The sequence below is a fragment of the Pauljensenia sp. UMB3104 genome (genome assembly GCF_030217285.1).
In the GTDB taxonomy this organism is placed as follows: domain Bacteria; phylum Actinomycetota; class Actinomycetes; order Actinomycetales; family Actinomycetaceae; genus Pauljensenia.
In genome coordinates, this window is sequence record NZ_JASONN010000091.1 from 1 (window position 1) to 378 (window position 378).

At 59.8% G+C, this 378-nt stretch carries 1 pseudogene; it reads left to right on the forward strand.

From position 1 onward, the window contains the following. A pseudogene (locus QP415_RS10890) lies at positions 1–213 on the forward strand (hypothetical protein); the annotation flags it as partial. Between the last annotated feature and the right edge of the window lie 165 nt (positions 214–378).

The following is a 378-nucleotide window of genomic DNA, read 5'->3' on the forward strand; positions in this document are numbered from 1 at the left end:
GCAAGCTTGGCTAACACCCTGTCAGGTAAGGGTCACGAGATCAGTCCGTACGCGTCCGCTCTGGAGTTCGTTCCCTCCAAACGTCACGCCGCGATGGAAACCTTCGACCGGCTCCTCAATGTCGTTCGAGACGCGCCGTTGAAGCCCGCGCGAATTATCGACCGACACGGAACTATCACACCCCCGTTCGAGGAGGGAGAGGCCGGATTCTAGGGGTGGTTGCAAGACGGGTTATGTCCTGAGCAGCAGTTCGAGGCGTTGCTTGGGTGTGTCCCAGTTGAGCGTTTTGCCGGGGCGCTCACCCCGATTGTCAGCGATGACGTCCAGGGCTGCTTCGCTCGGGGGCCAACGATCAGAGCCTTTGGGCATGTAATCGAT